Annotated in this window: 23 protein-coding genes and 1 riboswitch; of the genes, 14 read left to right on the top strand and 9 right to left on the bottom strand. The window is 71.0% G+C overall.

What is annotated here, in order from left to right; genetic code table 11:
• The first annotated feature begins 73 nt into the window (after nt 1–73).
• The 3 genes from BLU81_RS17675 (at nt 74) to BLU81_RS17665 (ending at nt 2,904) form a co-directional block, all read left to right on the top strand.
• Nucleotides 74–1,027 carry a TIGR03557 family F420-dependent LLM class oxidoreductase gene (locus BLU81_RS17675; RefSeq protein ID WP_092545682.1) on the top strand — a complete coding sequence of 318 codons (954 nt, stop codon included), beginning with the start codon at nt 74–76 and terminating at the stop codon, nt 1,025–1,027.
• Between the two features lie 79 nt (nt 1,028–1,106).
• The gene (locus tag BLU81_RS17670; RefSeq protein ID WP_092545681.1) at nt 1,107–1,691 is read left to right on the top strand and encodes a TetR/AcrR family transcriptional regulator; all 585 of its coding nucleotides are present in this window, start codon (nt 1,107–1,109) and stop codon (nt 1,689–1,691) included.
• Nucleotides 1,692–1,707: 16 nt separating this feature from the next.
• Nucleotides 1,708–2,904, top strand: coding sequence for a GDSL-type esterase/lipase family protein (locus tag BLU81_RS17665; RefSeq protein WP_092545680.1), 1,197 nt, complete (start codon nt 1,708–1,710; stop codon nt 2,902–2,904).
• Here BLU81_RS17665 and BLU81_RS17660 read toward each other — a convergent pair.
• A complete protein-coding gene (locus tag BLU81_RS17660) occupies nt 2,862–3,581 on the bottom strand; it encodes a hypothetical protein (RefSeq protein ID WP_092545679.1) in 720 nt (239 codons plus the stop codon). The two genes, BLU81_RS17665 and BLU81_RS17660, sit on opposite strands and share 43 nt — an antisense overlap.
• Nucleotides 3,582–3,738: 157 nt before the next feature.
• Between BLU81_RS17660 and BLU81_RS17655 the strand changes: the two genes are divergently transcribed.
• Nucleotides 3,739–4,023 carry a hypothetical protein gene (locus BLU81_RS17655; protein ID WP_172890569.1) on the top strand — a complete coding sequence of 95 codons (285 nt, stop codon included), beginning with the start codon at nt 3,739–3,741 and terminating at the stop codon, nt 4,021–4,023.
• 151 nt (nt 4,024–4,174) lie between these two features.
• Here BLU81_RS17655 and BLU81_RS17650 read toward each other — a convergent pair whose 3' ends face one another.
• On the bottom strand, nt 4,175–4,837 hold the full coding sequence (locus BLU81_RS17650; RefSeq protein WP_092545677.1) for a hypothetical protein: 663 nt from the start codon (nt 4,835–4,837) through the stop codon (nt 4,175–4,177).
• Nucleotides 4,838–4,847: 10 nt separating this feature from the next.
• Nucleotides 4,848–5,582 (bottom strand): class I SAM-dependent methyltransferase, encoded by a 735-nt coding sequence (locus BLU81_RS17645; RefSeq protein WP_092545676.1) that lies wholly within the window; start codon nt 5,580–5,582, stop codon nt 4,848–4,850.
• Nucleotides 5,583–5,616: 34 nt separating this feature from the next.
• On the opposite strand from BLU81_RS17645, the gene BLU81_RS48365 reads away from it, so the two are divergent.
• From BLU81_RS48365 to BLU81_RS17635, 3 genes are read left to right on the top strand one after another with little or no spacing between them, the layout of a single operon-like run.
• Complete coding sequence (locus tag BLU81_RS48365) at nt 5,617–5,781, top strand: hypothetical protein (protein ID WP_157751658.1); 165 nt, start codon at nt 5,617–5,619, stop codon at nt 5,779–5,781.
• 10 nt (nt 5,782–5,791) lie between these two features.
• Nucleotides 5,792–6,232: a hypothetical protein gene (locus tag BLU81_RS17640; protein ID WP_092545675.1), complete on the top strand. Its 441-nt coding sequence runs from the start codon at nt 5,792–5,794 to the stop codon at nt 6,230–6,232.
• A gap of 47 nt (nt 6,233–6,279) precedes the next feature.
• Nucleotides 6,280–6,642: a hypothetical protein gene (locus BLU81_RS17635; protein ID WP_092545674.1), complete on the top strand. Its 363-nt coding sequence runs from the start codon at nt 6,280–6,282 to the stop codon at nt 6,640–6,642.
• A 61-nt stretch (nt 6,643–6,703) separates the two neighbouring features.
• Here the strand turns inward: BLU81_RS17635 and BLU81_RS17630 are convergent, their stop codons facing one another.
• The 4 genes from BLU81_RS17630 to BLU81_RS17615 are packed head-to-tail and all read right to left on the bottom strand — an operon-like array spanning nt 6,704 to nt 13,524.
• A complete protein-coding gene (locus tag BLU81_RS17630) occupies nt 6,704–7,267 on the bottom strand; it encodes a TetR/AcrR family transcriptional regulator (protein WP_092545673.1) in 564 nt (187 codons plus the stop codon).
• Nucleotides 7,268–7,288: 21 nt separating this feature from the next.
• Nucleotides 7,289–11,104, bottom strand: coding sequence for a thiol reductant ABC exporter subunit CydC (cydC, locus tag BLU81_RS17625; RefSeq protein ID WP_092545672.1), 3,816 nt, complete (start codon nt 11,102–11,104; stop codon nt 7,289–7,291).
• The gene (cydB, locus tag BLU81_RS17620) at nt 11,101–12,081 is read right to left on the bottom strand and encodes a cytochrome d ubiquinol oxidase subunit II (RefSeq protein WP_092545671.1); all 981 of its coding nucleotides are present in this window, start codon (nt 12,079–12,081) and stop codon (nt 11,101–11,103) included. Before cydB ends, cydC begins: the two co-directional genes overlap by 4 nt.
• A 9-nt stretch (nt 12,082–12,090) precedes the next feature.
• On the bottom strand, nt 12,091–13,524 hold the full coding sequence (locus BLU81_RS17615) for a cytochrome ubiquinol oxidase subunit I (RefSeq protein ID WP_092545670.1): 1,434 nt from the start codon (nt 13,522–13,524) through the stop codon (nt 12,091–12,093).
• A gap of 73 nt (nt 13,525–13,597) precedes the next feature.
• On the opposite strand from BLU81_RS17615, the gene BLU81_RS17610 reads away from it, so the two are divergent.
• The 3 genes from BLU81_RS17610 (at nt 13,598) to BLU81_RS17600 (ending at nt 16,095) form a co-directional block, all read left to right on the top strand.
• On the top strand, nt 13,598–13,951 hold the full coding sequence (locus BLU81_RS17610; RefSeq protein ID WP_092545669.1) for a BlaI/MecI/CopY family transcriptional regulator: 354 nt from the start codon (nt 13,598–13,600) through the stop codon (nt 13,949–13,951).
• Nucleotides 13,948–14,859: a M56 family metallopeptidase gene (locus BLU81_RS17605; protein WP_092545668.1), complete on the top strand. Its 912-nt coding sequence runs from the start codon at nt 13,948–13,950 to the stop codon at nt 14,857–14,859. The genes BLU81_RS17610 and BLU81_RS17605 overlap by 4 nt, the downstream gene beginning before the upstream one ends.
• A gap of 123 nt (nt 14,860–14,982) precedes the next feature.
• Nucleotides 14,983–15,112, top strand: a riboswitch (cyclic di-AMP (ydaO/yuaA leader).
• Nucleotides 15,113–15,138: 26 nt separating this feature from the next.
• Entirely contained in the window at nt 15,139–16,095 is a 957-nt protein-coding gene (locus tag BLU81_RS17600) for a C40 family peptidase (RefSeq protein WP_092557242.1), read from the top strand.
• Between the two features lie 83 nt (nt 16,096–16,178).
• On the opposite strand, the gene BLU81_RS17595 is transcribed toward BLU81_RS17600, so the two are convergent.
• A complete protein-coding gene (locus BLU81_RS17595) occupies nt 16,179–16,661 on the bottom strand; it encodes a MarR family winged helix-turn-helix transcriptional regulator (RefSeq protein ID WP_092545667.1) in 483 nt (160 codons plus the stop codon).
• Nucleotides 16,662–16,714: 53 nt separating this feature from the next.
• Here BLU81_RS17595 and BLU81_RS17590 point away from each other — a divergent pair, with 53 nt between their 5' ends.
• Entirely contained in the window at nt 16,715–17,773 is a 1,059-nt protein-coding gene (locus BLU81_RS17590) for an epoxide hydrolase family protein (RefSeq protein WP_092545666.1), read from the top strand.
• A gap of 25 nt (nt 17,774–17,798) precedes the next feature.
• Here BLU81_RS17590 and BLU81_RS17585 read toward each other — a convergent pair whose 3' ends face one another.
• Nucleotides 17,799–18,497, bottom strand: a complete 699-nt coding sequence (locus tag BLU81_RS17585) for a DivIVA domain-containing protein (protein ID WP_092557240.1) — start codon at nt 18,495–18,497, stop codon at nt 17,799–17,801.
• A gap of 382 nt (nt 18,498–18,879) precedes the next feature.
• Between BLU81_RS17585 and BLU81_RS17580 the strand changes: the two genes are divergently transcribed.
• The 3 genes from BLU81_RS17580 to BLU81_RS17570 are packed head-to-tail and all read left to right on the top strand — an operon-like array spanning nt 18,880 to nt 21,829.
• Nucleotides 18,880–20,172: an ATP-binding protein gene (locus tag BLU81_RS17580; protein ID WP_092545665.1), complete on the top strand. Its 1,293-nt coding sequence runs from the start codon at nt 18,880–18,882 to the stop codon at nt 20,170–20,172.
• Nucleotides 20,169–21,167, top strand: coding sequence for a tetratricopeptide repeat protein (locus BLU81_RS17575; RefSeq protein WP_172890567.1), 999 nt, complete (start codon nt 20,169–20,171; stop codon nt 21,165–21,167). Before BLU81_RS17580 ends, BLU81_RS17575 begins: the two co-directional genes overlap by 4 nt.
• Complete coding sequence (locus tag BLU81_RS17570) at nt 21,164–21,829, top strand: HAD family hydrolase (RefSeq protein WP_092545663.1); 666 nt, start codon at nt 21,164–21,166, stop codon at nt 21,827–21,829. Before BLU81_RS17575 ends, BLU81_RS17570 begins: the two co-directional genes overlap by 4 nt.
• Nucleotides 21,830–21,831 lie beyond the last annotated feature (2 nt).

The following is a 21,831-nucleotide window of genomic DNA, read 5'->3' as shown; positions in this document are numbered from 1 at the left end:
ATGATCCGCTCGTTCACGACCACCGACCCTAACAGGGGCGTTTGCCCCGCTCACCGCTGGGAACCGGGGCCATATGAAGATCGGGTACAAGCTCGCGGCCGAAGCCTTCGGCCCCAAGGAACTCGTTCGGCAAGCGATCCGTGCCGAGCAGGCCGGGTTCGACTTCGTCGAGATCAGCGACCACTACCACCCCTGGCTGGACGTGCAGGGCCACTCGCCGTTCGCGTGGAACGTGCTGAGCGCCATCGCCGCCCGCACCGAGACGCTGGGCCTGGCGACCGGGGTGACCTGCCCGACCGTGCGGTACCACCCGGCGATCATCGCGCAGGCCGCCGCCACCTTGGCCCTGTTGTCCGACGGGCGGTTCACCCTCGGTGTCGGCTCGGGCGAACGCCTCAACGAGCACGTCGTCGGCCAGGGTTTCGGCAGCGTCCGGGAAAGGCACGAACGCCTGACCGAAGCCCTCGACATCATCAACCTGCTGTGGCAGGGCGGCTATCAGTCGTACGAAGGGAAGTATCTGCAGTTGGAGGACGCCCGGGTGTTCGACCTGCCGCCGGAACTGCCGGCGATCGCGGTCGCCGCCGGGGGTCGTCGCGCCGCCGAACTGGCTGCCACCCACGGCAGTGGGCTGTTCGCCACCGATCCGGATCCCGAGCTGGTCAGCACGTTCGTGGAGAAGGGCGGGACTGGCCCGAGGTACGCGGAGGTGGCGGTGGCGTGGGCGCCCACCGAACAGGTCGCGGTCACCGAGGCGCACCGGACCACTCGCTGGGCGGTCACCGGATGGAAGGTGATGGCCGAACTGCCGAACCCGGTCAACTTCGAGGCGGCTTCGGCGACGGTCACCGAGGACGACATTCGGGCCAACTTCGTGGTGGGGGCAGATCCGCGGGGGTATGTCGAGGCAGTCCAGTCGTACACCAAGGCCGGTTTTGATCATGTGGTCCTGATGAACGCCGGCCCTGATCCGGACGGGTTCCTCGACTTCTTCGCCTCGGAGTTGCGCGGCAAGCTCATCGGGTAGGCCGCTGTTCCTTACGCCTGTCGACACTTGCCTAATTGAATTAGGTAAATCATGATGGGTTTGAGGAAAGGGGGCGGTGATGGTGCGAGCAGGGCTGACCACCGACCGTGTGGTGCGGGCGGGTGCCGAGCTGGCCGACGACATCGGCTTCGCCGAGCTGACCGCGTCAACCCTGGCCCGGCACCTGGGCGTCAAGGTGCCCAGCCTGTATTCGCACGTCGGCGGCACCCCCGATCTCCGGACCCGGGTCGCACTGCTGGCCCTGGCCGAGCTGGCTGACCTGGCGGCGCTGGCGGTGGCCGGTCGGTCCGGCAAGGACGCCTTGGTCGCGCTGGCCGGCTCCTACCGGGACTACGCCCGGGACCACCCCGGGCGGTACGCCGCCACCCGCCTGCGGCTGGACACCGAGACCGCCCTCGCCAGTGCCGGGCCCCGGCACGCACAACTGACCCGGGCCATCCTGCGCGGTTACCAGCTGACCGATCCGGAACAGACCCACGCGGTCCGTCTGATCGGCAGCGTCATCCACGGGTACATCGACCTGGAGGCGGCCGGCGGCTTTGCCCACAGTCTGCCCGCGTCCACCGAGTCCTGGCACCGGGCGCTGGACGCCCTGGACGTCGCACTCCGCGCCTGGCCCGCCCCGTTGCCACGCCCCCGATGAGAACGAGAGCTGATCCATGATCACCACCCCGATCACCGCTGACCTGCTGTTCGGCGCCGCCGAGCTGGAGACCACCGAGCACGGCCTGCTGCCGCACCGGCTGCCCGCCTGGGCCCGTGCCCAGACCAGTGATCCGCAGCTGGCCATGGTCGAGGCCCAGCCGTCCGGAGTCCGGCTGGTCTTCCGTACCCGCGCCACCGTCGTCGAGTTGGACACGCTCGCCACCCGGCGGGCGTTCACCGGGCTGCCGGAGCGGCCGCACGGTGTCTACGACCTGCTGATCGACGGCCGTCTGGCCGGGCAGGCGAGCGCGCCTACCGCCACGGTCATCACCGTCGACCTGGCGACCGGTGCCGCCGATCGCCAGCCCGGCCAGCCGGGGACGGTCACCTTCACCGGCCTGACCGACGCAGACGTCGGCGTCGGCGCTGACAAGACCGTTGAGATCTGGCTGCCGCACAACGAGATCACCGAACTGGTCGCGCTCCGCACCGACGCTCCGGTCGAGGCGGTGCCGCCGTCCGGCCGTCCGGTCTGGCTGCACCACGGCAGTTCGATCAGCCACGGTTCCAACGCCACCACCCCCAGCGGCATCTGGCCGGCCGTGGCGGCCGCCGCCGCCGGCCTGGAGCTGATCAATCTCGGTCTCGGCGGCAGCGCTCTGCTGGACCCGTTCACCGCCCGGACCATGCGTGACACGCCCGCCGACCTGATCAGCGTCAAGATCGGCATCAACCTGGTGAACGCGGACCTGATGCGGTTGCGCGCCTTCGGCCCGGCCGTGCACGGCTTCCTGGACACCATCCGCGACGGGCATCCGGACACTCCGCTGCTGGTCGTCTCCCCGATCCACTGCCCGATCCACGAGGACACCCCGGGGCCCGGCGCCTTCGACATGGACGCGTTGCGGGCGGGCGAGGTGCTGTTCCGCGCCACCGGCGAACCCGCGCCCGGTCGGCTCACCCTGCGGGTCATCCGCGACGAACTGGCCCGCATCGTCACCCAGCGGGCCGCCACCGACCCGAACCTGTTCCTCCTGAACGGACTGGACCTCTACGGCGAGCCGGACTCCGCCGAGCACCCGCTCCCGGACCGGCTGCACCCCGACGCCGAGACCCACCGGCTGATCGGTGAGCGGTTCGCCGCGCTGCGCCCCGACGGCTGGTTCGCTCAGAAGTCCATCCAGCCGTCCAACGGAGGTTTGCGCAGGTAAGGAGCCTCCTCGTAGTCGACGGCGGTGAGCCATCGGGCACCGGGCAGAACCCGGTGCCCGAGGTTCCCGGTCAGTTCCCGGACCACGAGCGGAGTGTGCGCGGCACCGAAGACGATCGCCACCTCCATGTCCTCGGCGGCGAACTCGGTGTCGATCTCGCGGATCACCCCGATCAGCAGTTCGTCCCGTTCGACGTCGGCCGGTTCGCGGGCGAAGACCGTGTGGTCGTGGATGTTCAGATCGGTGCCGCTCAGCCAGTCGTCCCCGGACCTGGCCATCTCCCAGGCCAGGAACGGGGTCAGGACCGTCGCGCCGATCCGCTCGTCACGGGGCATCACCCGGTCCGGGTCGGCGATCAGGTCGGGCAGGGCGTCCGGGAAGATGATCGGTACGCCCAGCGCGCCGTAGTCGATGTCCTGGTGAACGATGTCCCGGCTGGCCCGCTGCCGAGCCAGGCGCATGGCGTTGGCGTAGGCGAGACCGGTCGAACTGGGCCCGTCGTACCGCTCGGCGATCACCGCCTGCGACGACTGCAGCCGCTGCCAGATCGTCCAGTAATAGTCCGGATGCCCCATGTGGATGGTCGGGATGACAACCCAGCGTAGCCCACCCGCCGGCCGCCGGAACTCGGCCACCGTCGTCCGAAACCCGGTGGCACTCATCTCGGTCAGCCGCATCACGGGCCTCCAGTGGTCGACCGGACCAGGCCGGGGAGGACCGGCGGTTCCGGTGTGCTCACAGTTTCGAATGTAACGACGCCGTCTACCGTCACTCCATGATCAGAAAGAAGGTGCAGGCGGCCACGATCCGAACACGGGTTCCGGGGAGTTGACGGTGCCGGCGGCAGACCCGTCCCGTACCGTTCGGGTCGCCGTTGCCGCCCGCCCGGGCGCGCCGCATGCCGCGGTGCGGACGCTGGCCACCGACCCGGCCTGGCAGGTCCGTGAGGCGATCTCCCAGAACGCCGGCGTCACCCCGGAGATCCTGATCGGATCAGAGGCGGGCGCTGAGCAGTTCGACTCCGGGGCCGGACAGGTCGCTGAGTGCGGCCGGGCGGCCGGCGGCGGCCATGCCGAGGGCTTCCGTTGGGCCGCTGACCAGGGAGCCCTCGCCCGCTGACCAATCCAGGTCGGTGGCGGTCAAGCGCAGGCCGGTCAGGCGGCCGGGTGGGGTCAGCGCCGGGGCGGGGCCGGGCGCGGTCAGATAATCCAGCAGGATCCGCCAGTGCTCGGCCGGGACATCGGCGTCGAGGCCGAGTGGCCGGGTTTGGTCAGAGCCGATACCACCAGGTTTCGAGTTCGTCGCCCATCAGCTCCAGCTGTTCCTCGGACGGGCGGGAACCGAACCCCTGGGCGCCGGTACGCCGCACGATCGCCCGCAACTCGGCCACCCCGGGCGTCGCGGCCAGTTCCTCCGGTGAGAACGGCTGGCCACCCACGAGCGCCTGCCACCCGAGTGACCACCAGCAGCCGATCAGTTCGGCGTCACCGTCCCGCTCGGCCGCCTCCGCCACGGCGACCACCACCTCCAACAGCGGCGCCTCCGTCGTGGCCGGGCAGTTCATCCGCTGCCACAGCGCGGTGGCCGCCTCGCAGTACAGCCACGGCGGGTCGACATAGCCGTCCTCCAGCTCGCCCGCGAACTCCTGTTCGTCCGCGCCGAACTCCCGCAGCGGGGTGAACTCCTCGATGCCGTCGAAGAAGTCCTTCCGCGCCGCGTAGTCCGGATGCTCCGCGATCGGGAACCGCACCGTGTGCCCGCGCCGGATCAGGATCTCCATCACCCGGTGCTGGGTGTGCGAACAGTCGTAGTCGTTCTGGAACGCGAACAGCGCCGTGAACCAGTCCCGCAGCCGCCCGTCATCGGCCGGGTGGTGCCGGTCCAGGAGTTCGACCGAGGTCTGCACCAGGTCCTCGATCTCGTGCATCGACATGCCGGGGACGTTACGCGCGGGCCTCGATCAGGGTCCGCGTGGAGTGGGCGGTGAACACGCCGTGCGCCCGGATGTACGCGTCCAGCTTCACCAGTTCCGGCCGGTAACGCTCGACCGAGAAGTCCGGTACCCACCACACGCACTTGCGCAGGATCCAGACGACCGCGCCGAGGTCGAAGAACTCCATCCGGCACCGGGCCGTCTCCAACCGGACGACGTCGAGTCCCGCGGTCCGAGCCTCGGCGGCCTCCCGTTCCGGATCGCGCGCGTGTGCCGGAACCGGGCCGAGGAACCACTCGATCAGCGCGAACGCCGACCCCGGCCCGACGTGCTGCGCGAAGTAGACGCCGCCCGGCTTCAGCACCCGGGCGATCTCCGCGAAGTCCGGTTTCACCGGATGGCGGCTGCTGACCAGGTCGAACTCGCCGTCCCGGAGCGGGAGCCGCTCGCCCGGCACGGTTTCGACGACCTCGACTCCGGGCAGGCGCCGCGCCCGTTCAGCGTTCGGCGGCCAGCCCTCGGTGACGACCATCCGTGGTGGCAGCACCGGCATCTCGCCGATGACCTCCCCGCCGCCGGTGTCGATGTCGAGCGCCGCCGTCGCCTGTCGCAGCCGGCCGGCGAGTCGCCGCGCGTAACCCCACGGTGGCCGTTCCTCCGTGGCCCGCCCGTCCAGCCAGCCGAAACCCCAGCCGCCGACCTCTCCGGCAAGCCCGTCAACCACGAGATCATCGAACGTACGCATACCGCAGTCTGTCGCACTCCTGGTAGGAATATCCGTGACTTTCTATCCGGAGCTGAGTCCGTACACCTACCTCGACGGCATCATGACCCTGAGCACCGAGGACGGCGACGTCACCTTCCGGCCGAGCTGTCGGCCAGGACTCACCTGGGGTGGTGAAACCGGGGCGGCCGATGGTGAGTTCGGGGTGCTGTGCGGCTGAGAATGGCGGTATGAGCGTTCAGGATGATCTGCGTCCACTGTTCACCGAGGCTGATGCGGCCGAGACTCAGGCGGCTCTGGCGTTGCAACCGGTGGAGGTGGATCCGGGGCTGGTGCTCGACGCGGACACGGCCGGGTTGCTGCGGGACGGGCTGGGACGGTACGACATGGACATCCGCTGGATGGCGCATCTGGACGACGGTGGGGTGCTGCGGTTGTGGCGGTCGTGGACCGGGATTCAGGTGTACGAGGCCCGCGTCACCGGTGACGTCATCAGTGACCTGCAGGTCGAGGAGCATCCCGAGCGGTATCAGGGGCGGATGGAGGACGAGCCGGAGATGTTCGAGCGGGTGCTGATCGCCTGTGTCCGGCACCTGCGGTATTTCCGGGCCGGGCACACCCCGTACGGGCCTTCGGCGTCGGCCGGCCCGGAGCCCGCGCCCTGGCCGTGACCGGCGTTCGCCGTCCGGGGCGCCTGCCGGGATGCGATTCTGTCGGGGTGCTGGCTGAGCTGCTGACCGAGATCGAACGGCAGGACGAGGGAGACGGGCGGGAACCGCTGGTCAGCCTCGAACTGTTCTTCGAGGACAACGACGACCACGGCTCGATCGGTGGGAACCTGAGCGAGCATCCGGGGGTGCCGGCGTTCTATGCCACGCTGCGCCGGGTGCGGGACCGGGCCGACGTCACCGATGTGCTGGTCGGCATCAGTGTGGTTCCGGGTGGTGGCGAGTGGCCGTTCAGTGATCGGGTGCAGGTGGTCACCAGCGCGCCGGCCGGGGATGTGCACGCCTGGGTCGCCGAGCTGGTGCCCGACTCGGTGGCGCAGAAGGCGCGGGCGGTCACGGTGTGGTGGGGTTGACCACCGCATTCGGCCCGGCGGTCGCGGGTCGGCCCGGAGTGCCGCCTGCATCGCGCGGACGTTACGGGGCTTCGGTCACTCGTACCGAAGAAATCATGTCCTTGATCCAATCGACGGCTACCTGAGCCTGTGCGGGCGGGCCGGTGTGCAGTCCGTTCACGATCAGCCAGATGCGGTCGGCGAGCAGGTCGTCGCCGCCGGCGCCGATGACGAGGCGGTCCATCTGGGCGCGGGCGTCGGCGAGGAACGTCAGGGCGACCTGAGCCGGTTCGTCGGTCTCGCCGGGGAACTCGGTCAGGTAGTTGCGGAACGCGCAACCCCGGTAGCCGGGGCGGGTGACCGAGTCGGCGATCTCGTTGACCAGCGCGAGCAGGCTGTCGGCGGGGGTGCCGGCCCAGCGCAGGGCTTCTTTGACGGTACGTTCGCGCTCGCGGCGGGCTAGAGTGAGGTAGGCCGCCGCGAGGTCCGCCTTGCTGGGAAAATGCTTGTAGAGCAGGTTCTTGCCACAGCCGGCGACCTCGACGACCTGGGCCATTCCGACGGCCCGGACGCCGTATTCGTAGAAGAGCCCGGCGGCCGCGGTGAGGATCGTGTCCCGGGTTCCCGGGGCGGGCGTCCGTGCCATAAGTTCACTTTAACGGACCGATCAGTCCATTCGGACATTTCGCAGTTTGCCCGCTTCCAGGTTCAGGATCCGGCCGACCAGGTCCAGACCTTCCGCGCGATGCGCGATCACCAGCACGGTACGCCCGTCGGCAGCCCCCAGCAGGTCGGCCATCAACTCCCGGCCGCCCGCCTCGTCGATGCCCTCGGTCGGCTCGTCCAGGATCAGCACCGCCGGATCGGCCAGCAGTGCCCGCGCCGTCGCCAGCCGCCGTCGCTGCCCGCCGGAGATCGTGGCGCCCGCGGTCCCCAGCCAGGTGTCCAGGTCCAGCCCGTCCAGCCCGACCCGGTGCAGGACCTGCCACAACTGCGGGTCGGTCGCGGTGGGTGCGGCCAGACGGAGATTCTCTCGTACGGTCGACGCGAAGACATGTCCGGTGTCCTCACCGACCAGAACCGTCCGCCCGCCTGCGCTCACGTCGCCGTCGCGGGGTGTGAGCAGTCCCGAGAGCACTGCGGCGAGTGTCGACTTCCCGCAGCCCGAGGTCCCGGTGATCGCGGTTCGTGAACCGGGGGCCAGCCGTAGCTCAAGACTGTCAAGCACCGGATCCCGGTCCGGGTTCCAGCCCGCGACAAGCCCGCCGACCCGGACCTCGCCCATCCGCAGCCCGTCATCCGGTCCGCGTTCCGGTCCGTCATCCGGTCCGCCGTCTCGCCCGTCACCCGGTCCGGCTTTCGAACCGGCCGGGGTGGTGTTCGCGGTTGGCATGGTCACTCGGCGTTCGGTCAGCGCGGTCACCCGGTGTTCGGCGCCGGCGGCCCGGCGCCGGGCGACCGCGGCCTCCGGCAGGCCGACGATCGTCTCGCCGAGTACGACCGTCCCGAGCAGCAGTACCGCACTCCACTCGGCGGACAGTCCACCCCGCGCGAGGACGATCGCGACCCCGGCGACCGCGGCGGCCCACCCGAGGTGGGCTATCGCCGCGGCGAGTCCGGCCTCTTTGGCGGCACGCGCCTCCAGGTTCGCGAGGTTCCGGCTTCGCTGCCGGGGTACGCCGGGACGCCCGCCGCCCCCACCCAGCTCCTCGACCCCGTCGACGGTCTCGACCATCGCGTCCCGCAGCGCCGACCGGGCGGCACCGGTCGCCGCCTCCTGCCGGTCCGCGTGCCAGGCGGCCACCGCCGGAGCCAGCATCCCGGCGACGAGCAGTCCGACCGCGAGTGGTATCGCCACCGCCGGAGCCATCCACCCCACCACAGTCAGGCAGACCACCCCGGTCCCGACCGCTGAGGCCACCGGCAGCCGCCCGCGGAGCAGCCCATCCACTCGGGCGTCCACGTCGTCGACGAGCCGGGTCAGCAGATCCCCGCGCCGGTGCAGCCGTGGTCCCGGAACATGCGGAATCAGGTCGGCGTAGACCTTGGCCCGTCGCCTGCCGAGCCGCGCGAACGCCACATCGTGCGCGACGAGCCGTTCCAGATAACGCAGCAGCGGCCGGGCGACCGCACTGCCCCGGACCAGCACCACGGCCGCCGACAGGCTGAGCACCGGCGGCAGCGCCGAAGCCCGCACCAGCAGCCAGGCCGCGGCCCCGGTCAGCAGGATCCCGGCCAGCGACGACCCGGCGCCCAGCGCGGCCGCTGTTCCCGGCCGCCGCAGCCACCCCCACCGCCCGGCCGAGCCCGCGGTCCCGGTTCCCGCCGAGCCCTCGGTCCCGGTCCCGGGTCCGGCTTTGGGTCTGGCCTCGGGCCCGGCATCCGCGTTGGTCCTGGTCTTGCCGGTCCCAGGATCGGCGTCAGCTGAGCCGATCTGGAATGACGCTCCCACAGCGAAGGAACGGGGTGGCACGGGTCGGGGCAGCGGTGCCCGAGAACCGTCCCAGGCGGTTTCAGTGGTGCCTGACCAGGACGGGAGTTCGTCGTCAGGCCGGACGGTGGCGGTGACCCGGCCACCGATCGGGATTCCGGCGGACGGTGGCCGCAGCTCGACTACCCGGTCGGCGGCGGCCAGCAGTGCGGGCCGGTGTGCCACCACCAGAACCGCGCATCCCCGGGCGGCGAACTCCCGCAGCCGTCCGATCACGAGCTGTTCGGCGCTGTGATCGAGGTGGGCGGTCGGCTCGTCCAGTAGCAACGTCACCACCGGTGCGGAGTCGTGTTCGCCCGGCTGGGTCAGGGCCTGTCCGGCCCGGTGCAGCAGTACGGCCAGGGCCAGGCGCTGGCGCTGACCGGACGAGATGCCGGCCGCCTGCTCCCCGAGCGCGGTCTCCGGGGTGATCTCCTCGGCCAGCCCGGTGAGCCGGAGAGCGGAGCGGACCTGTTCTCCGGTGGTCTCCGGCGGAAAGGCCTCGGCGGCGGTGCGGGCATGCGGAAGCGCCGGCCGTTGTGGCAGATAGAAGACGCGCCCGACCGCGACGGCTCCCGTTTCGGCCGGGTGCAGTCCGGCGAGGACTCGCAGCGTGGTGGTCTTCCCGGCCCCGGATACGCCCCGCAGGGCGACGGTCTCGCCGGTGTGAACGGTCAGCTCGTCCAGCCGGACCGCGTCATCGGTCACTCCCGGATAGCGGGCCCGCAGGCCCACGGCCCGAACCCCCCACCGTCCGCGGGCGTCCCCGAAGATCTGTCGCACCGACCGGCGAACCGTCCCGACCTCGTCGCTCGTCCCGGGGCCCTGGCCAGCAGGAACAGCGAGGATCTCGGGGTCTGGGCCAGTAGGAACAGCGAGGATCTCGGGGTCTGGGCCGGTGGGGGCGGTGAGGATCTCGTCGACGTCGGCGATCACGGCGCCCGCGTCGGTGGAGGCGTGGTAGCGGGCCGCCATCTCGCGGAGCGGGCGGAACGCCTCCGGGGCCAGCAGGATCACCAGCAGGGCCGGGCCCAGCGGCATGTCACCGGCCGCCACCCGCAAGCCGGCCTGGACCGCGATCAGGCCCACCGACAGGGTGCCGACCAGGTCCAGGGCGGTGGACGAGAGGAAAGCGACCCGCAGGACGCGCAGGGTCGCGGTCCGGTGCCGGTCGGTCAGGTCGGCGATGACACCGGTCTGGCGTTCGGCCCGGCCGTACATCTTCAGGGTCGCCAGGCCTCGCACCACGTCCAGGAAGTGGCCGGCCAGGCGCGCGTCGGCCGCCCAGCGCTGTTCGGCGCGGGCTTTCGTGGCCCAGCCGATCAGGGCGCCGAGTACTGGGATCAGCGGCAGGGTGAACAGGGCGATCACCGCCGACGCCGGGTCCACGAACGCCATGATCACGACGACCAGCGGGGGCAGCAGGACGCCGAGCACCAGGGCGGGCAGGTAGCCGGAGAACCACGGGCGCAGCGCTTCGAGGCCGGTGCCGAGGACGGTGCTCAGGCGCCCGGAGCCGTAGGCCGCCACCCAAGCCGGACCGCGTTCGACGATCCGGTCCAGCAGCGACTGCCGGAGTTCGTCGGTGACCAGGGCGGCGGTTCGCTGGGCCACCACCTGCTCGGCCCAGGCCAGCAGCCCTCGAACCGCGAATGCTCCGGCCAGCAGACCGACCGCCCAGCCCCACGCGGGTCCGCCGGCCGAACCCGTCGTTCCGGCACCGGCCGTGCTCTCGCCGATCCGGGAGAAGCCGATCCAGGAGAAGCCGGTGCCGGGCGGACCGCCGACGGAACCGGTCAGGAAGCCGGTTCCGGCCACGATCCAGGTGAGCGCCACCGCGATCGTGATCGTCGCTGCGGCCTGTCCGATTCCGATCAGCGCCAGGACCGCGATTCCGGCCCGGCTGGCGCGGGCGTGCCGCAGCAGCCGTCGATCGATCGGGCCTTTGGCGACGCGGGGCGCGGTAGCGGCGGGCGGCGAGGCGAGAGCGGGCGGGGAGAGCGTCGTGGTCACGAGGCGACTCGTTCGCTGGCTACGCGGCGGCGGAAGACCCAGTAGGACCAGAGCTGGTAGACGATCACCCCGGGCAGGATCAGGACACCGGCGACGGTGAGCAGTTTCAGGGCCTCGGGGCCGGACGCCGCCGACTCGCGGGTCAGCGACCAGGCCGGGTTCAGCGTGCTGCGCAGGACCACGTCGCCGTGCACCGTGAACACGGCGACCACGGCGGCGGTGACGGTGACCGCGACGGCCGCGAACGAGGTGGCCTCGCGGTTGCGGCGGGCCTGCAGACCGGCCACGAAGACCAGGGCGGCCGCGGCCAGCGCCAGCCGGTTGCCGGTACCGAATCCGATCAGCAGCAGGGCGACCGCCCCGCCGGTCGCGGTGTGCCGGGCGACGTCACGGGCCCGGCGGCGGACCGGGCCGGTGGTGCGCAGCGACAGGAAGGTGGCGCCCAGCAGGATCGCGGCGAGCAGGGCGGCCAGTGCGCCCAGGCCGGCGGCGGGGGAGAACAGTGGGCCGAGGCTGCGGGCCAGGCCGGTGCCGGTGACCTCGCCGTCGGCCCGCAGCGCGAGACCGTCGACGAGGATGCCGAGGACGGCGCCCCAGAGCAGCACGATGCCGCCGGAGCTGTACGCCAGCAGCAGGTCGGCGCGGCGCCGCCAGGAGGGCGAGTCGTGTTTGCCGCGGAACTCCAGGGCCGCTCCGCGGATCGCCAGGAGCAGCAGGATCAGCACCATCGGCAGGTAGAGAGCGGACATCAGGGCGGCGTACCAGTCGGGGAAGGCGGCGAACGTGACCCCGACGGCGGCCACCAGCCAGACCTCGTTGCCGTCCCAGAACGGGCCGACCGTACGGACGATCGCTCCTCGTTCGTGCTCGTCGCGCCCGAGGACGGGACCGAGAATGCCGACGCCGAAGTCGAAGCCCTCGAGGACGAAGTAGAGCACCCAGGCGAGGACGAGGACCGCGAACCAGAACGTGATCACCGAGTGCTCCTAGTACGAGGGGACCGGCTCGGGTTCCTCCGAAGAAGAAACCGAAGGTGTCAGCGGCTGACGGGAGAGGTGAACGACCAGGCGGTACCAGACGATCGCGAGCAGGCCGTAGACCAGCGTGAAACCGGCCAGCGACGCGATCACCTCAGGGCTGGTGAGCCCGGGGGAGATGCCGTCGGACACCTTGGAGATGCCGAACGCCAGCCACGGCTGCCGGGCCGTCTCGGTGAAGATCCAGCCGAAGGTGTTGGCCGCGGCGGGCAGGACCGGGGCGAGCAGGACGAATCGCCGCAGCCAGGCCGGGGTGCCGAGGGCGGGTTTGAGGAAGCCGGGCAGCAGCCGGGTGAGGGCACCGGGGACGACCCGGTTCCATCGGGTGTCCTCCATCCGCCACAGGTGGAAGGCGGCGAGGGCCATCGCCAGGATCCCGGCGCCCATCATCAGCCGGAACGTCCAGAACGCGACCGGGATCATCGGGACATAGCTTCCCGGCCCGTACAACGCGGTGTAAGAGGCTTGCAGGTCGTCGATGCCCTGGACGGTGCCGCTGAACGACCCGGTGCCCAGGAACGACAGCAGTCCGGGGATCTCGATGCTGAAGAACGGCCGGTCGTGCCCCAGCTCGCCGATGGCGAAGACCGAGAACGGCGCCGACGTGGTGGTCTCGTAGAGCGCTTCGGCGGCGGCCATCTTCATCGGCTGCACGGCCGTCATCACCTTGCCGAGGTGGTCGCCGCTGATCGCGGTGACGGCCCCGCCGATCAGCACGGTCCACGCGCCGACCCGGGACAGGGTGCGGAACGCGGTGTCAGCTGAAGCGCGCCAGATCCCGATCGCCATCAGCAGCCCGCCACCGGCCATCGCCGCGCCGCCCATGGTGTGCGGGAACGCCGCGAGTACCACCTCGTTGGTCATCAGGTCGGTGAAGCTGGTCAGGTGCGCGCGTCCGGTCTCCGGGTCGAGGGCGTAGGCGACCGGGTTCTGCATGAACGAGTTGGCGGCCAGGATGATGTACGCCGACAGCAACGTCCCGACCGCGACGACCACGATGGTGGCCGCGTGGATGCGGCGCGGCAGCCGGTCCCAGCCGAAGTACCACAGGGCCAGGAACGTGGCTTCGAGGAAGAACGCGAGCATGCCCTCGATCGCCAGGGTCGGCCCGAAGACGTCACCGTAGAACCGGGCGAACGCGCTCCACCCGAGCCCGAACTGGAACTCCTGCACGAGGCCGGTGACCACGCCGACCGCGAACGTGACGATCAGCAGCTTGCCGGTGAACTTGGTCAGGTGCAGGTACTTGTCACGGCCGGTCCGCATCCACGTGAGCTGGAAGCCGGCCGCGGTGGCGGACAGGCAGATCGACACCGGGACGAACAGATAGTGGTAGATCGTCACGACCGCGAACTGCAGCCGGGTCAGATCGAGCACGTCCATGGGAACCCCTCTACGACGATTCGTAGTAGATACTACGACGTGTAGTACGACAACTTGAAGTAGAGTGGCCCACATGGCAAGGAACGACCTCGAGCGGGAGGTCATGGCGAAACTGTGGGACGCGGGCGAGGCCCTCACCGTCCGGCAGGTGTTCGAGCTGCTCACCCGTGACCGCGACCTGGCGTACACCACCGTGATGACCGTCCTGGACCGGCTCGCCAAGAAGGGCCTCGTCACCCAGCAGAAAGCCGACCGCGCCTATCGGTACGCCCCCGCGCAGACCCGCGAGGAGATGACCGCGGGTGTGATGCTCGACGCTCTCAGCTCCACCCCCGACCGCGACGCCGCCCTGGCGTACTTCGTCGGCCAATTACCACCCGAAGCCCTGAAGCTCGCGATCGACAAGGCCCGTAACATCGAGCGGTGACCGCCCTTCTGCTCGGCGCCCTCGGGTTGACGCTCTCGCTGCTCGCGCCGAAGCTGCTGGCGACCGCCCGCTGGACCGATCGGGCCCCGGTCGCCGGTGTGCTGCTGTGGCAGTCACTGACCCTGACCGCCGTGCTCTGCGCGCTGGGTGTGGTCCTGGCCGCCCCGGAGGAGGCCTCCCGCGCGGCCGGAGCCCGGCATCCGGAGACCGTCGCGGCCCTGCTCTTCTCCCTGGTGGTGGCCGCCACCATCGTGATCCGGCTGATCGTCTCGCTGGTCCGGGTCACGTCCCGGGCCCGGGCCCGCCGCGACCGGCACCGGATGCTCGTCGACCTCCTCGACCGGGTGGAACGCCACGAGGACCTGGGCGGGGGAGAGGTGCGGGTGCTCGACGCGCCGCTGCCGCTCGCCTACTGCGTGCCCGGCCGGGACCCGCGGGTGGTCCTCAGTGACGGGGTGCTGCGAGTGCTGGACCGGGCGCAGGTCGACGCGGTCCTCGCCCACGAGCGCGCCCACCTGCGGCACAAACACGAGCTGGTGATGGAGTCGTTCACCGCGTTCTATCAGGCGGTGCCCGGCCCGCTGCGGTCCAAGGTGCCGCTGGACGCCGTGCACCTGCTGCTGGAGATGGTCGCGGACGACGCCGCACGCCGCCGGACCGGTTCCGGGCCGCTGCGGGCCGCGCTGGAACGGCTCACCGACGCCGTCCCCCTGGCGGAGGAGGTGACCGCCGACCCGGAGGGTGAATCCCGGCGCCGTCGGCTGGCCCGTTTGACCGACGGCCCGGCCGTCAGCTCGGCGGCGTGGACGGTGGCCGGCACGACCGCCGCCGCCGGCCTGCTGGTACTACCCACAGTGATCGTTGTCGTTCCCTGGTTGGCGCGGGCATTGACTGCCTGGCCCTTCTAGTGACTCTTCGCAAGCGTCACTGTGCGTACAGTTCGGCCGGTTGTGCGACCTTCATTTGCGCCCATGATCCGAGTACGGTGAACCCCGGTTCGACCAGCCCCCCATCGGTCACCCGGCCGATCTGGCGGACCACCGCCTAATCGCGTTGTCGCGAGCCGGGGAACCGAGTACCTGGGGTGCAGCCACTGAGTGGCCGGGCAGACTTCCCGCCCGAACCCGTCAGCTAACCCGGTCGGCGGCTGAACGGGAAGAAAGGAAAACGCACCTGACGTGAAGCGCATGCGCAACCTGCTGGTGGCCGTGGTGGCCACCGTGGGCATCGTCGTCACGGGGCCATCCGCCGCCTACGCCGCACCCTCTCCGGGTGCCGTCGAGGATCAGATCGACAAGGCGTGGAACACGCTCGAGCCCGTCATCGAGGACTACAACGGCAACCACACCAAGCTGACCAAACTGCGCAAGCAGCAGAAGTCACTGGCGAAGACGCTCGCCCCGCTGCAGAAGCAGGTGGACGCCGCGATGGTGGAGGTACGCGGCCTGGCGGTCGACGCGTACATCCAGGGGCCGCCCACAGTGGCGACCGCGATCCTGTCCGGGGACCCGGACGGGCTGGCCGACAAGCTCACGCTGCTGGACCAGCTCGCCAGCAACCGGAAGGCCTCGATCGCGGAGGTCTCGAAGCTGCGGGACAAGTACGCCGCCGACAAGGCCTCGATCGACCAGATCGAAGCCGAGATCGCGGTTCGCGACACCGATCTCCAGGGCAAGAAGACGGACATCGAGAAGGAGATCACCAAGCTCCAGAAGCTCCGTCTCGCCGCCTACGGTGACACGGACGCGTCCGACGGCCCGCTGCGCACCGGTCCGTGCCCGGTCACTTACACGAACGACAAGGGTGGCCGTGCCGCCCAGAAGGCGTGTGACCTGATCGGCAAGCCCTACGTCTTCGGCTCCAACGGCCCGAACAGCTACGACTGCTCGGGTTTGACGCAGGAGGCCTGGGGTTCGGTCGGCGTGCATCTCGAGCACTACACGAAGGATCAGTACGGTTCCGGGACACCGGTCAGCCGGGACGAGCTGAAGCCGGGCGACCTGGTCTTCTACTGGTCCGACGTGCACCACGTCTCCATCTACATCGGTGGTGGCATGGTGGTGCACGCGCCGCACACGGGCGACTACGTGCGGATGGCGACCATCGATCGCGGTCCGATCGCCGGTTACCGCCGGCCCGGCTAGATCGAAACCCTCCGGGGAGACCGCCGTCGTTCGCTGACGGCGGTCTTCTTTCTTTTTCTGGTACGCCTACCGACAGTCCCGGACTACCCCGCGAGCCAGGCGTCCCCTTCCGGCCGCGACGCGGCCGCCGGGCGTGAGCGGTCCGTCGCCGGCGTCCCGTGATGCTCCAGTAGCCGCCGCAGCAGCCCGGTCAGTTGATCCCGCTCGGGCCGCGACAGCGGCGCCAGCAGCTCCTCCTGGATCGCTGCCACCCGCTCGCTCAGCTCGGCGGCCCGCTCCCGGCCGGTCCCGGTCACCGACACCACGTTGCGCCGCTTGTCCGCCGGGTCGGGTGCGCGCCGCACGAACCCCGCCGACTCCAGCTCGTTGAGCGCCCCCACCAGATCGCTCAGGTGGATCCCGGTGCGCCGCCCGAGCGCCGCCTGACTGGCGGGCCCGTCGGTGACAAGCGAATCCAGCAGCCGGAAGTGATAGCCCCGGGCCCCGGTGGCGGCGAACCCTTCGGCGATGAGCCGCTGCGCGTGTGCGGAGACCTGGTTCAGCAGCCAGCTCGGTAGATGATCCACCCGCCGACAATAGCATTGGACGCACTAACGTTTATGCGACTAACGTTAGTGCCATGAACGATATCCGGGTGGCCCAGTCCGAACTCGACGACCTGACCGACCGCCTCGCCCGCACCCGCTGGCCCGCCGACGCCCCCGCCGGCTACGGCATCACCCTCGACCGGGTCCGCGCCCTCGCCAGCCACTGGCAGCGCTTCGACTGGCGGGCCCACGAGGCCGAGCTCAACGCCGTACCGCACCAGAGCACCGAGCTCGACGGCGACCGCGTCCACTTCTTCCACACCCGGTCCACCGACCCGCACGCGCTGCCGCTGCTGCTGACGCACGGCTGGCCCGGCTCCACCGTCGAGTTCCTGGACGTGATCGGCCCGCTGTCCGAGCACTTCCACGTGGTGGCCCCGGCGATCCCCGGCTTCGGGCTGTCCGGCCCCACCACCCGATCCTGGGGTGTGGACCGGGTGGCCCGCGCCTGGGCGGCCCTGATGACCGAGCTGGGTTACCCACGCTTCGGCGCCCAGGGCGGCGACTGGGGCTCCGGAATCTCCCGCAGTCTCGGCACACTGGCCCCCGGCCGGGTCGTCGGTGTGCACGTCAACTACCTGCCGACGCCGGGCACCGCGGAGAACCTGACCCCCGTCGAGGAGGCCCGGCTGGCGAAGACCATGCACCTGGCCGCGAACCGGCACCCGCACCAGATCCTGTTCGCGGCGACCCCGCAGACCCCGGCCTACGCGCTGACCGACTCACCGGCCGGTCTGCTGGCGTTCATGGCGGAGAAGTTCGACACGTGGGCCGACCCGGCCACCCCGGTCCCCGACGACCGGATCGTGGCGAACGTCGCCCACCACTGGCTGTTCCGCACCGCGGGCACAGCGGCCCGCATCGTGAAGGAATCCACCCTGGCGGGACCGCAGCCCCCGCTCCCGGTCCCGCTCGGTGTAGCGGTCCTCCCCGGCGACATCGTCCAGTCGATCCGCCCGATCGCGGCCCGCACCAACGACATCCACCATTGGACGGAATTCCCCCGGGGCGGTCACTTCCCGGCCCTGGAGGTCCCCACCCTGTTCACCGCCGACGTGACGACGTTCTTCCGTACTCTGACCGGCCGCTGACCCGTGGCGCGGCCGGTCGTGATCGTCAGGGCTGGTTCGGGGGGATGCCGGGGGAACCGTCCAGGTCCTCCAGCTGACGGTGGACGTGGTGGTCCAGAGCGGAGCGGTAACCGACGGCCAGCTGGCCGAGCCGGTCGATCTCGTCGAGAGCCGCCGCCCGGTCACGGGCCAGTCCGTCCATCGCGTCCGAGTGGTTGCGCTGGGCGTCGGCCTCGATCGCGCCGGCGGTGCGCCGGGCGTCACCGGTCACCTGGTCGGCTTTCGCGCGGGCGTCGGACAGCAGCACGTCCGACTCCATCTGGGCGTCGCGGACGTGTTCCTCGGCCGTGCGCTGCGCCATCATCAGCACCCGGTCGTTGTCGGCGGGCATCGCCTGCTTCGGCGGGGGCGCCGAGCGGGCCTGGTCACGAGCGCGTTCTAGCTGCACCTGCATGTCGCGGGCGTCGTGTTCGGCGCGGGACAGGCCGTCGCGGAGCTGACGGAGGCGAGCGGTCAGCTCCATCAGTTCGGCCGCGTCGCCGTTCAGCACGGTCGTCGCGGCCAGGTCGGGAGCGCCGTCGCGGCGCAGCCGGTCGGAGAGAGCACTGTTCTCCTCGATCAGCCGGACCAGTTCCTGGCTCGCCTCGTCCAGGAACGCGTCGACCTCCTCCTCGTCGTAGCCGCGTTTCCCGATCGGCGGCCTCCTGAAGTCCATGTTGTGGATGTCAGCGGGAGTGATCGGCACAGTTTCCTCGTTTCCCGCCGGGTCCGTCCGTTTCACCCGGCGTCATTGACGACAGCACCACCGCCGGGCGACATTACCCAGCGCAGCGGCCGGCGGCCCTCCGGCTTTGGACGGCCGCCCGCGGAGCGTAACCGGAGGCCGCACCCCCGGCCGCGTCGCCGGTACCGGGTCCTCCGGCGGCTCCGGCCGTATAACCGCAGGCAGGGGCTATCGGACGCGACTGTCGGTCAACTTCTTGGGCGGTCCGGCAATCCTGTGACGGGTGTCACGGAATCCGGCCGACCTGCGGAGGCTACGCCAGATCCCGTCAGGAGGCGAAAATCACGGTCCGCGCTTGACGGGAGTGCTGGCCCGCGGCGTGATGCGGGCATAATCGCGTGTCATGAGCGATGCCTTGATCAACAGCCTGGCCGCCGCCGTCGAGGCGCGGCCCGACGACCTCACGTTGCGGCTGCACCTCGCCGAGATGCTGGTGGCGGCCGGCCGGGGTGCGGAGGCGATCGGGCACGCCGCTCAGATCCTGGCCCGCGAGCCGGGAAACACCACAGCGCAGCAGTTGATGAGCCGTGCTCTCGGCGGCCCTGCTCCGGTCGTACCGCAATCGGGGCCGGAAGAAGAGACACCGCCCGCAACCGTGCCCGCGTCGGACGCCGGTTCGGCCGACCTCGGCGCGGGAAAGCCCGGCGCGGGCAAGCCGGTGGACTGGGCGGCGATGGAGGAGCAGTTCGGGGACGTGGTTCCGCCGCGGTTCGCGCGAGGCGACGGGGAACCGGATCCGGTTCGTGGCACCGAGGACCGGGTCTTCGACGTGGAACGGCCGCCGGTGACACTCGCCGACGTCGGCGGCATGACCGACGTGAAGAAGCGCCTCGAAGTGTCGTTCCTGGGCCCGCTGCGGAACCCGAAGATGCGCTCGCTGTTCGGTAAGAGCCTGCGCGGCGGCCTGCTGCTGTACGGCCCGCCCGGATGTGGCAAGACGTTCCTGGCGCGGGCGGTCGCCGGCGAGATGGGCGCCTCGTTCATCTCACTGAGCATCACCGACGTGCTCAACATGTGGATCGGCAGTTCCGAACGCAACCTGCACGACCTGTTCGAGTCGGCGCGCGGGCACTCGCCGTGTGTGCTGTTCCTGGACGAGATCGACGCCCTCGGCCACAAGCGCAGTCAACTGCAGTCGTCCATGCGTACCGTCGTCAATCAGCTGTTGACCGAACTGGACGGGGTGGACGGCGGCAACGACGGCGTGTTCGTGCTGGCCGCCACCAACGCACCGTGGGATGTGGACTCGGCGTTGCGGCGGCCGGGACGCCTGGACCGGACCGTGCTGGTGCTGCCGCCGGACCGCCCGGCCCGCGCCGCCATCCTGGAGTACCACCTGCGGGACCGCCCGGTCGCCGGGATCGACCTGGACGCGGTCGCCGCCGCCACCGAGCACCACTCCGGCGCCGACCTGGCGCACCTGTGCGAGACGGCCGCCGAGTACGCGATGCGCGACTCGATCGCCTCCGGCGAGATCCGCATGATCAACCAGGCGGACATGCTGGCCGCGGCGAAGGAGGTCCGCCCGTCCACGGACGCCTGGTTCAGCACCGCCCGCAACGTGGCGATGTTCGCCAACGAGAGCGGCGAGTACGACGACCTGGCCGCCTACCTCAAAAAGCGCAAGATCCGTTGAGTGCCGCCGCCCGGGCACGGGCACTCGCCGACGTGGGCCGGCTGGACCAGGCCGAGGAGGCGGTCCGGATCGGTCTGGTGACGACACCCGCCGACCCGGAGCTGCTGGGCCTGCTCGCCGGGCTACGGCGGCTACGGGGTGACTTCGGGGCCGCCCTGGAGTTCGCGGACGCGGCCGTCGCGGTGGCGCCCGGGCACGCGGTCGCCCACATCGAACGGGCCGAGTGCCTGCTGGGGCTCGCCCGCTGGGCCGAGGCCCTGACGGCGGCCCGGGAAGCGGTCCGGTTGGACCCGTGGCGGCCGGAACCGCACCGGGTGCTGGCCCGTTGCCTGACCGTGCGCAAGGACTTCGGTGCGGCCCGGGAAGCGGCCGGGCGGGCCATCACCATCGCGCCGCACTCGGTGCCGGACCTGATGACCCTGGCCGAGGTGGAACGCAACGCCGGCCGCCGGGACGCCGCCCGCGCGGCCACCTCCCGCGCCCTGGCGCAGGATCCGGAGGACGCCGAGGGCCGCTGGATGATGGCACTGCTCGACGCCGAGAAGATGCAGGTCCGGGACGCGATGCGCGGCTTGCGGCAGTTGGCCGCCGACCACCCCGAGCGGTACGGCGCACCGGCCCTGACCTGGCCGGTCCGTGGTCTGCTGGCGGGCTTGCGCCGTGGTCTGCTGGCGGGTGTCCCGCTGGTGGCGCTGCTCGCCCTGGGTGGCCGCTGGTGGGAGCCGTCGCTGCTGCTGGCGCGCGGCGCGGCGCTGGTGATGGCGCTGGTCACCGCCGGGCTGGCGCTGCGGGTGCTGATCCCGGCCGGCCGCCTGCCGTGGATCTGCCTGGGCCTGCTGCCGGCCCGCACCCGCCGCGCGGTCGGTGCCGGTCTGGTCGCCGCGAGCGGATCGGTCCACGTCCTCTGCTGGTACGCGGTGTACCCGCAGTGGTCCACTCTGGCCCTGTCCGCCGGACTGCTGGCCGGACTGCTGACCGCGGGAGCCGCCGAATGAGAGCCGTGCTGTTCGACCTGGACGAAACCCTCGTGGACCAGGTGACCGCAGCCCGGGCCGCCGCTGTCGGGTGGGCGGCGGCCCAGGGCATCGAGGACGCCGGGGTCTACGACAGGTGGGCCGCCGTCTCGGAGCGGCACTACGCCCGCTGGCAGCGCCGGGAGATCACGTTCCAGGGGCAGCGCCGGGAGCGGGTGCGGGAGTTCCTCGGCCGGGAGCTGTCCGACGCCGACGCCGACGCGCTGTTCGCCGGTTACCTGGAACGGTACGAGGCCGGCTGGACCGCCTACGACGACGCTCTGCCCACGCTGCACCGGTTCCGGGACGCGGGCCGGATCGTGGCCGTGCTGACCAACGGGGACGAGGACCAGCAGCGCGACAAGCTGGAGCGGACCGGGCTCGCGAGCGCTGTCGACGTACTCATCGCGTCCTCTGCCCTGCCCGCCGGTAAACCGGATCCGCGCGCCTTCCACCATGCCCTCGCCCTGCTCGGCGTCGCCCCGGAGCAGGCGCTGATGATCGGTGACTCGCTGGCGAAGGACGTGCACGGCGCGCTGGCCGCCGGGCTGCCCGCGATCCTGCTGGACCGCTACGGCGCCCACCCGGACGCGGGTGTGCCGACGATCCGCACATTGAACGAGGCCCCCACCGCACTGCGGTGAGG

The sequence above is a fragment of the Actinoplanes derwentensis genome (assembly GCF_900104725.1).
Taxonomy (GTDB): Bacteria; Actinomycetota; Actinomycetes; order Mycobacteriales; family Micromonosporaceae; genus Actinoplanes; species Actinoplanes derwentensis.
Note: the sequence above shows the minus strand (reverse complement) of the source record. Positions and strands in the feature narration are given on the sequence as shown.

Coding starts and splice junctions, on each gene's coding strand:
- BLU81_RS17675 (WP_092545682.1), top strand. CDS start 74: ATGAAGATCGGGTACAAGCTCGCGGCCGAAGCCTTCGGCCCCAAGGAA.
- BLU81_RS17670 (WP_092545681.1), top strand. CDS start 1,107: ATGGTGCGAGCAGGGCTGACCACCGACCGTGTGGTGCGGGCGGGTGCC.
- BLU81_RS17665 (WP_092545680.1), top strand. CDS start 1,708: ATGATCACCACCCCGATCACCGCTGACCTGCTGTTCGGCGCCGCCGAG.
- BLU81_RS17660 (WP_092545679.1), bottom strand. CDS start 3,581: ATGCGGCTGACCGAGATGAGTGCCACCGGGTTTCGGACGACGGTGGCC.
- BLU81_RS17650 (WP_092545677.1), bottom strand. CDS start 4,837: ATGTCGATGCACGAGATCGAGGACCTGGTGCAGACCTCGGTCGAACTC.
- BLU81_RS17645 (WP_092545676.1), bottom strand. CDS start 5,582: ATGCGTACGTTCGATGATCTCGTGGTTGACGGGCTTGCCGGAGAGGTC.
- BLU81_RS17640 (WP_092545675.1), top strand. CDS start 5,792: ATGAGCGTTCAGGATGATCTGCGTCCACTGTTCACCGAGGCTGATGCG.
- BLU81_RS17630 (WP_092545673.1), bottom strand. CDS start 7,267: ATGGCACGGACGCCCGCCCCGGGAACCCGGGACACGATCCTCACCGCG.
- BLU81_RS17615 (WP_092545670.1), bottom strand. CDS start 13,524: ATGGACGTGCTCGATCTGACCCGGCTGCAGTTCGCGGTCGTGACGATC.
- BLU81_RS17610 (WP_092545669.1), top strand. CDS start 13,598: ATGGCAAGGAACGACCTCGAGCGGGAGGTCATGGCGAAACTGTGGGAC.
- BLU81_RS17600 (WP_092557242.1), top strand. CDS start 15,139: ATGCGCAACCTGCTGGTGGCCGTGGTGGCCACCGTGGGCATCGTCGTC.
- BLU81_RS17590 (WP_092545666.1), top strand. CDS start 16,715: ATGAACGATATCCGGGTGGCCCAGTCCGAACTCGACGACCTGACCGAC.
- BLU81_RS17580 (WP_092545665.1), top strand. CDS start 18,880: ATGAGCGATGCCTTGATCAACAGCCTGGCCGCCGCCGTCGAGGCGCGG.
- BLU81_RS17570 (WP_092545663.1), top strand. CDS start 21,164: ATGAGAGCCGTGCTGTTCGACCTGGACGAAACCCTCGTGGACCAGGTG.